The sequence below is a fragment of the Alcanivorax sp. DG881 genome, from assembly GCF_000155615.1.
Taxonomy (GTDB): domain Bacteria; phylum Pseudomonadota; class Gammaproteobacteria; order Pseudomonadales; family Alcanivoracaceae; genus Alcanivorax.
Genome location: NZ_DS989915.1, coordinates 2,980,607 through 2,987,517, shown reverse-complemented (window position 1 = coordinate 2,987,517; position 6,911 = coordinate 2,980,607). Strand labels below are relative to the sequence as shown.

The following is a 6,911-nucleotide window of genomic DNA, read 5'->3' as shown; positions in this document are numbered from 1 at the left end:
TGGATACCCACGATTTCCAGCTCTTCACCAACTTGATGATGCCACGCTCTACACGGCCGGGTTACCACGGTACCGCGACCGGGAGATGGAGAATACGTCTTCGATCGGCATCAGGAACGGCTGATCAACGGCACGCTCCGGCTCCGGGATGTACTCGTCCAGGCACTCAACCAGCTTCTGCACGGCAGGCATACCGATTTCGCTGGTATCGCCTTCCAGTGCCTTCAGGGCAGAACCCTTGATGATCGGCGTGTCGTCACCCGGGAAGTCGTAGTCGCTCAGCAGCTCACGTACCTCCATTTCTACCAGCTCGAGCAGCTCTTCATCGTCAACCATGTCCGCTTTGTTCAGGAACACAACGATGAAAGGCACGCCAACCTGACGGGACAGCAGGATGTGCTCACGCGTCTGCGGCATGGGGCCGTCAGCTGCGGAACAAACCAGGATTGCGCCGTCCATCTGCGCGGCACCGGTGATCATGTTTTTCACATAATCAGCGTGACCGGGGCAGTCTACGTGGGCGTAGTGACGAGTCGGAGAATCGTACTCTACGTGTGAGGTCGCGATGGTAATACCACGCTCACGCTCTTCCGGGGCATTATCAATACCATCGAAAGCAATGGCGCTACCGCCCCAGACTTCTGCACACACGCGTGTCAGCGCGGCGGTCAGGGTGGTTTTACCATGGTCAACGTGACCGATGGTGCCTACGTTTACGTGCGGTTTATTACGTTCAAACTTTTCCTTTGCCACGACTCTTCACCTCTTAACTTGGCTGTGCTCTCTCGCCATATGGCGCGCATACACCCGATAAAGACACATTTAAGGACTGCAGCTTATTCGCGCAGACCACCTTGGCACCATCAAGACACATGAAGCCGGACCCAGGATATACCTGGGCCCGGAAATTGGAGCTCTTGACCGGATTTGAACCGGTGACCTCACCCTTACCAAGGGTGTGCTCTACCTACTGAGCTACAAGAGCATAACCTTCATGCCACCTTAACGATGACCAAACCTCTCCGGAGCTGGAGCGGGTAGCGGGAATCGAACCCGCATCATCAGCTTGGAAGGCTGAGGTTCTACCGTTGAACTATACCCGCAATTCTTCCGATGCCTGCCAGCCTTCCGGCTTTCTGATTTTACCGGGCGACTTGATCGCCCGGCAAAATCAATCTATCTGGTGGAGGGGGGAGGATTCGAACCTCCGAAGCTTTCGCGTCAGATTTACAGTCTGATCCCTTTGGCCACTCGGGAACCCCTCCAGAAAAGGGCCTACATTCTCTTTACGCTTCAACAACTTGTCAACTTGTTTTCAAGTAGTTACCAAGCGTTTATAAATTGGAGCTGGCGAGAGGAGTCGAACCCCCGACCGGCTGATTACAAATCAGCTGCTCTACCAACTGAGCTACGCCAGCTCACAAGGGTTGCGAATTCTATAGAAAGGCATGGGGGGACGCAATCCACTTAAGCATCAAACGCCTAATAATTGCGCACCCAATCAATAACAGGAAACCTTGTCGATACCAAGCGACTGATTTCCCTCAAGAAACACCTTCAGGTCGGCGTTATCTTCAGGCTTCGAGTTCGACAGATAGACCCAATATTCGGTCACATCCCGGGCCGTTTCACGGACAAACGCCGGATAGCCCGCATTTTGCATCTTCAACCGAAGCCCTTCTGCGGATTCAGCGCTGGAGAAATAGCCCAGGGAAATCGCATTGGCGTCCTCACCCTCCTTGACAACAAAGCTGTCGACACCATGGTCCTGCAGCTCCCTGAGCACACGCAAGGCACGCTCTCTATCCTCATAGGGAGGCAGATACACCCAGTTAAGGCGGTCCTTCTGCACGCTCAATCCCCGCACCCGGCCGGGCAGCCCAATGGCCTTGAGCTGTACCGCACCCGCCTCTGCCTGCTCGCGGTTTTCCCATGGCCCAATCACCGGACACAAGCTACCGCCGGGCACGCTGGCCGCCGGTACACTTTGCGGCTGGGGACTATCTGCGAGCAACCGCAAACGCTCGCCACCGGCAGCCGCCTGGGAGACCGGCAAACGCAGAGAAGGAGGCTCCGGAGCCAGCGACTTGGTCAACTGAAAGCCCACGTAGACCAAATTGATCACCAGCAAACTGTAGAATATCCACCGCACAGGTGTTCCCCCATCATTTATTGTTGTCGTGCAGCCACTCGCTCCAGCCCATCGAGGACCAAATCCGGCGCGTGCTCAAATTCAAACGCAAACGAACCAATCAACTCCGGCGCATCGCCGCCCGTGACGAGCACTTTGCTAGTATCATCAAGCACTTGGCGCAGTTCAACCACCACCTCCGTGACAAAGGCCACAGACATGCGCAAGAGTCCGTTATGAACACACTCACCGGTAGACTGCCCAAGCTGCAGCTGCGCCGTTCCTGGCTCGATATGTACATCCGAAGTATCGCGAAGCAAGGCACCACGCAACATGCCAAGCCCCGGCACGATATAGCCCCCCAGGAAAACACCACGCCCGTCCACAGCATCGATCGTCAAGGCGCTGCCGCAATCGATAATGATCGATGCCCCGTAGCGCTGAAACCCCTCAATCATTGCCACCCAGCGGTCCACGCCAAGCTTTCTCGGCTCCGGATAACAACTTTGCACACCAAAATCGGATTCGCAGGAATAATAAAACCGGGGCTGACAACCTGTGCGATTCGCAAGACAGGCGGCAATAACCGTATCCGCCTCCGGTCCGGCGACTGACGCGATCCATATTTCTTCAGGCGATCGCCCTGCTCCCGCCAACATGACATCCACCACTCGCAACCACTCGCGCTCATGGCGGCAGCCACCCTGATGCACCGTTGCGCCGTCGCAGTAACGCCACTTAATGGCGGTATTGCCCACATCAACAAACAGCTTCATTGGATTCTCAAACTCACTTCTCCGCCGTACAGGGAGCGCAGCCCATCTTTTGTTTTCAGCAATAGCGCGCCATCAGAGGCCACTCCAGCAGCAACACCCACGAGCTCCTGATCCACGGCCCTGACAACCACATTCTTGCCGGATACCGCATCGAGCTGAGCGAACGATTCCGCAAACGCGGCAAATCCATCGCTCTCGAACAGCGGCAGCATACCCATTAACCGGGTAATCACCAGGCTGGCGAGATCCGTACGCGATGGCATCTGCGGCAATACAGCAGCCAAATCGATCCAGCGCTGGTCAATGGCATCAGCCTGACCCGCCGTCATCCGGCCATTGAGCCCCACGCCGATCACCACATCCACACGCCCATCCATCTCGCCCGCAAGCTCGATCAACACACCACCAATCTTGGCACCATCAACCAAAAGATCATTGGGCCATTTGAGAGTAATTGGCAGGGCAGGCTCAAGCTCGCGCAACGCCTCGGCAACAGACACGCCAACGGCCAGACTCAGCCCACCCAACGCGGCAAAGCCACCACGTAATGTGAACCGAATGGAAACATAGAGATTCGCGGCGAACGGAGACTGCCAGGCCCGGCCGCGGCGACCGCGACCCGCCAGCTGGCATTCGGTGACAAACACCTGGGGACGGGTAACAGGGCCCTCCAATGCCAGGGCATCCGCATTGGTGGAACCGGTGACCCACTGATAATGGAGATCCGCAACCCCGCCCAGGCGGCGCTGCACAATATCGGAGTCGATCAACTCCAGGGGCTGAGCCAGCCGGTAACCTTTGCCTTTCACGGATTCCAGAGTGAGACCAAAATCCGCAAGGCGCTGAACCCGCTTCCAGACCCCGGCCCGGGAAATACCCAACACCTCCCCAAGCTCTGAACCGGAACGAAAGTTACCGTCGGCGAGAAGACGGACCAGCGACTGGTCCGCCTCTTTCATCGCGCTCAAGCCTCCCAAACAACCCCGCGTGTCTTGGACCACTGAACAATATCATCGCCGTAACGCTTTTCGATTTCGTTGCGCTTCAGCTTCAGTGTCGGGGTGATCAGGTTATTCTCAACACTCCAGGCATCCTTGCACACGATCAACGTGGTCATACGCTCGTGAGGGTCCAGCACTTCATTTACGCGAGCGAGAAGCTTCTCCAGCTCCTTGGTAAAGTGCTCCTTCTCACTGCCTTTGCTCAAACGCTCCTGCTCTTCCGGAGTAATGTTAAGCAAGGCAACCGGCTGCCCCATACCTTGCCCGATCACACAGGCCAGCTCGAGACCCGGCATCGTCGACAGTCGATTCTCAATCGGCGCCGGCGCGACATACTTGCCTTTTTCAGTTTTGAAAATCTCTTTCACGCGGCCAGTAATGCGCAAGCGACCCTTGCCGTCAATTTCGCCCACATCACCCGTGCGCAACCAACCGTCTTCAGTCAGATCTTCTGCTGTCTTCTCTGGCTGCTTGTAGTAGCCCTTCATGTTCCCCAGGCTGCGCACCAGAATTTCGCCACCCTCACCGATGCGGCACTCAACACCATCATTGGGCGTCCCCACCCAGCCAATCTGCTGATCCCCTTCTTCCGTGGTGTGAGACCAGGCCAGGTTTTCGGTCATGCCGTAGACTTCGAGAATTTCCAGATCCAGCTTCTTGAACCAGGTAATAATTTCCGGTGACAACGCGGCAGCGCCGGACAACGCAATGCGGCACTCATCCAGCCCCATGGCACCAAGCACTTTTTTCTTGATGATCTTGTTAAGGAAAGGAATCTTGAGCAACCGATTGAGCTTCTTCGGGGGCACCGCCTCCGAAGCTTTCTGGTAGAACTTGGACCAGATACGCGGCACCGCAAAAAATACGGTTGGTTGTGCCCGCTTGATATCTTCGCCAAAGGTATCCAGAGACTCGGCAAAAAAGATCTTGTTACCGACATACAGCACGGCAATTTCCACTGCCACGCGCTCAGCCACATGAGACAGCGGCAAATAAGAAATCATGCGCTCGTCAGGCTTAAGGTCGTACACCTTGATCATCTTTTCACCGACAGTGGAAAGGCTCGCAAAGTCGTGCATCACGCCCTTTGGCATACCGGTGGTGCCAGAGGTATAAACGATGGTAGCCAGATCACCGAGATCCGGTACATTCACATCCGCCAACGGCGCCGTATCACGAATAATGTCCGACCATTTCGGGAACGCCTGCAGGGCATCTTCCGGCGCCAGGCTCAAGGCAATTTGTGCGACCCCTTCTGGCACACCGGCTTTCATCATGTCCCAGTCGTCGAGCTTGCCGACAAAAAGGAACTTGGACTCACTGTGCTCCATGATCTGACGCACTGTCTCGGCCACCAGCGTCGGGTAAAGGGGAACACTGACGCCACCCGCCATCCAGATTGCCACATCAGTGATGATCCATTCCGCACAGTTCTTGGACACCAGCGCAACATGATCGCCCTTCTGCATCCCCTGGGACTGCAGGTAGGCGGCAATTTTACGCGCCTCTTCATCCACCTGCTTCCAGGTATACTCACGCAGCTTACCGCCACCCAGGGGCTGAACAAACGCCACCGCATCGCCGTGCTGCGAACAACGCTGAGCCAGCGCCTGTAGTGGAGTCAGCACACTTTTTTCTGTTGTCATAATTCTCAACCTTTCCCGAGTCCAAAATTCAAAGAAACACCCCGCCATATGGCAGGCCGGTGCAGGCTAACCCTGCGAATTCTGTTAACGATGCCGAGGAAGAGCAACATCATCCCGGCAAACCAAGCTGTCAAACGCTGACCGGCAATACAGATCCTCTGCCGCCCCTCGTCAGCAAGGCTCAACCATACCACTTTCGCCGACAGCAATGGAGCCTTTCCAGGCTAGCAAATGGTTGGTAAACGCTTGTTTACTGTAGGAATAGCGAAAGTCACAGCAGCAAGAATAGAGGCTGCAGGCGCCCGAATAAAGCGTGTTACCGGTTAATCTTCCAGCAGATGACGGTGAACTAAATTCAAGAGGAAAAACACGCCGACTGCACCCCGGCCTGTGAGCCAGTCTTTCAAGCGAACATCACTTCCGGCGACGCCAATAGCTTCATAATACAGGGGCGCAGGACATCGCGGTTGTGGCGTGTCTTTTTGGCAAGGGTATTACAGGGAGGGGTGCGGGGGCCTGGCAGTGCCAGATTGTGACAGGAAGCGCGCTTCTGCCCAGCCTGAACACAAAAAAACCCCGACGCTTTCGCGACGAGGGTTTTCTGTTTGTTTAAGAGCCTGACGATGACCTACAGTGCGTGACGAGCATGCTCGTCATCCCTTCGGGACGCCTGCGGCGCACCAAGCTGGCTCCTGCGGAGCATCGCTTGTCACATGGCGGCTTCGCCGCGAGGCAGGGAAAATAATTCACCGTATCCTAAATACAAAAAAAGCCCCCTAGCATAATGCTAGGGGGCCTTTTTTGTATTTAAGAGCCTGACGATGACCTACTCTCACATGGGGAAGCCCCACACTACCATCGGCGATATGTCGTTTCACTTCTGAGTTCGGCATGGGATCAGGTGGTTCCAACATTCTATGGTCGTCAGGCAAACTGGTTTGGTTGCCCTGAATAATCAGGATGACCAAATAGGTTGCCTTACCGGTGTTCTCTACCGAAGTAGAACTGCTTGCTCACCGGCAAAGCCAAATTGGGTAACGAGAAGTTTGCTATTCAACTGCAAGGTTAGTATCTCTCACACCGTATCTTTGCGTTACCTGGCTTGATGTGCCGAGTAACTGCTTTGGTGTTATATAGTCAAGCCTCACGGGCAATTAGTACTGGTTAGCTTCACGCCTTACAACGCTTCCACACCCAGCCTATCAACGTTGTGGTCTTCAACGGCCCTTCAGGGGAATCAAGTTCCCAGGGAGATCTCATCTTGAGGGAGGCTTCCCGCTTAGATGCTTTCAGCGGTTATCCCGTCCGAACGTAGCTACCCGGCAATGCCACTGGCGTGACAACCGGAACACCAGAG

General features: G+C 55.4%; 4 protein-coding genes, 4 tRNA genes, 1 rRNA gene and 1 pseudogene. All 10 read right to left on the bottom strand.

All coding sequences use genetic code 11. The features are described 5' to 3' along the window. A pseudogene (locus ADG881_RS13475) lies at positions 1-753 on the bottom strand (elongation factor Tu); the annotation flags it as partial. A gap of 156 nt (positions 754-909) precedes the next feature. After that, positions 910-985: transfer RNA gene (locus ADG881_RS13470), tRNA-Thr, on the bottom strand. Between the two features lie 44 nt (positions 986-1,029). Next, a tRNA-Gly gene (locus tag ADG881_RS13465) sits at positions 1,030-1,103 on the bottom strand. 78 nt (positions 1,104-1,181) lie between these two features. After that, positions 1,182-1,265: transfer RNA gene (locus ADG881_RS13460), tRNA-Tyr, on the bottom strand. 77 nt (positions 1,266-1,342) lie between these two features. Continuing rightward, positions 1,343-1,418: transfer RNA gene (locus ADG881_RS13455), tRNA-Thr, on the bottom strand. 83 nt (positions 1,419-1,501) lie between these two features. Then, entirely contained in the window at positions 1,502-2,152 is a 651-nt protein-coding gene (locus ADG881_RS13450) for an SPOR domain-containing protein (RefSeq protein WP_039926798.1), read from the bottom strand. A 17-nt stretch (positions 2,153-2,169) separates the two neighbouring features. Continuing rightward, complete coding sequence (locus tag ADG881_RS13445) at positions 2,170-2,907, bottom strand: type III pantothenate kinase (RefSeq protein ID WP_007150700.1); 738 nt, start codon at positions 2,905-2,907, stop codon at positions 2,170-2,172. After that, a complete protein-coding gene (locus tag ADG881_RS13440; protein ID WP_007149369.1) occupies positions 2,904-3,866 on the bottom strand; it encodes a biotin--[acetyl-CoA-carboxylase] ligase in 963 nt (320 codons plus the stop codon). Before ADG881_RS13440 ends, ADG881_RS13445 begins: the two co-directional genes overlap by 4 nt. A 5-nt stretch (positions 3,867-3,871) precedes the next feature. After that, on the bottom strand, positions 3,872-5,554 hold the full coding sequence (locus ADG881_RS13435) for an AMP-binding protein (protein WP_007150540.1): 1,683 nt from the start codon (positions 5,552-5,554) through the stop codon (positions 3,872-3,874). An 813-nt stretch (positions 5,555-6,367) separates the two neighbouring features. Further along, positions 6,368-6,483, bottom strand: a 5S ribosomal RNA gene (gene rrf / locus ADG881_RS13425). Positions 6,484-6,911: the final 428 nt, after the last annotated feature.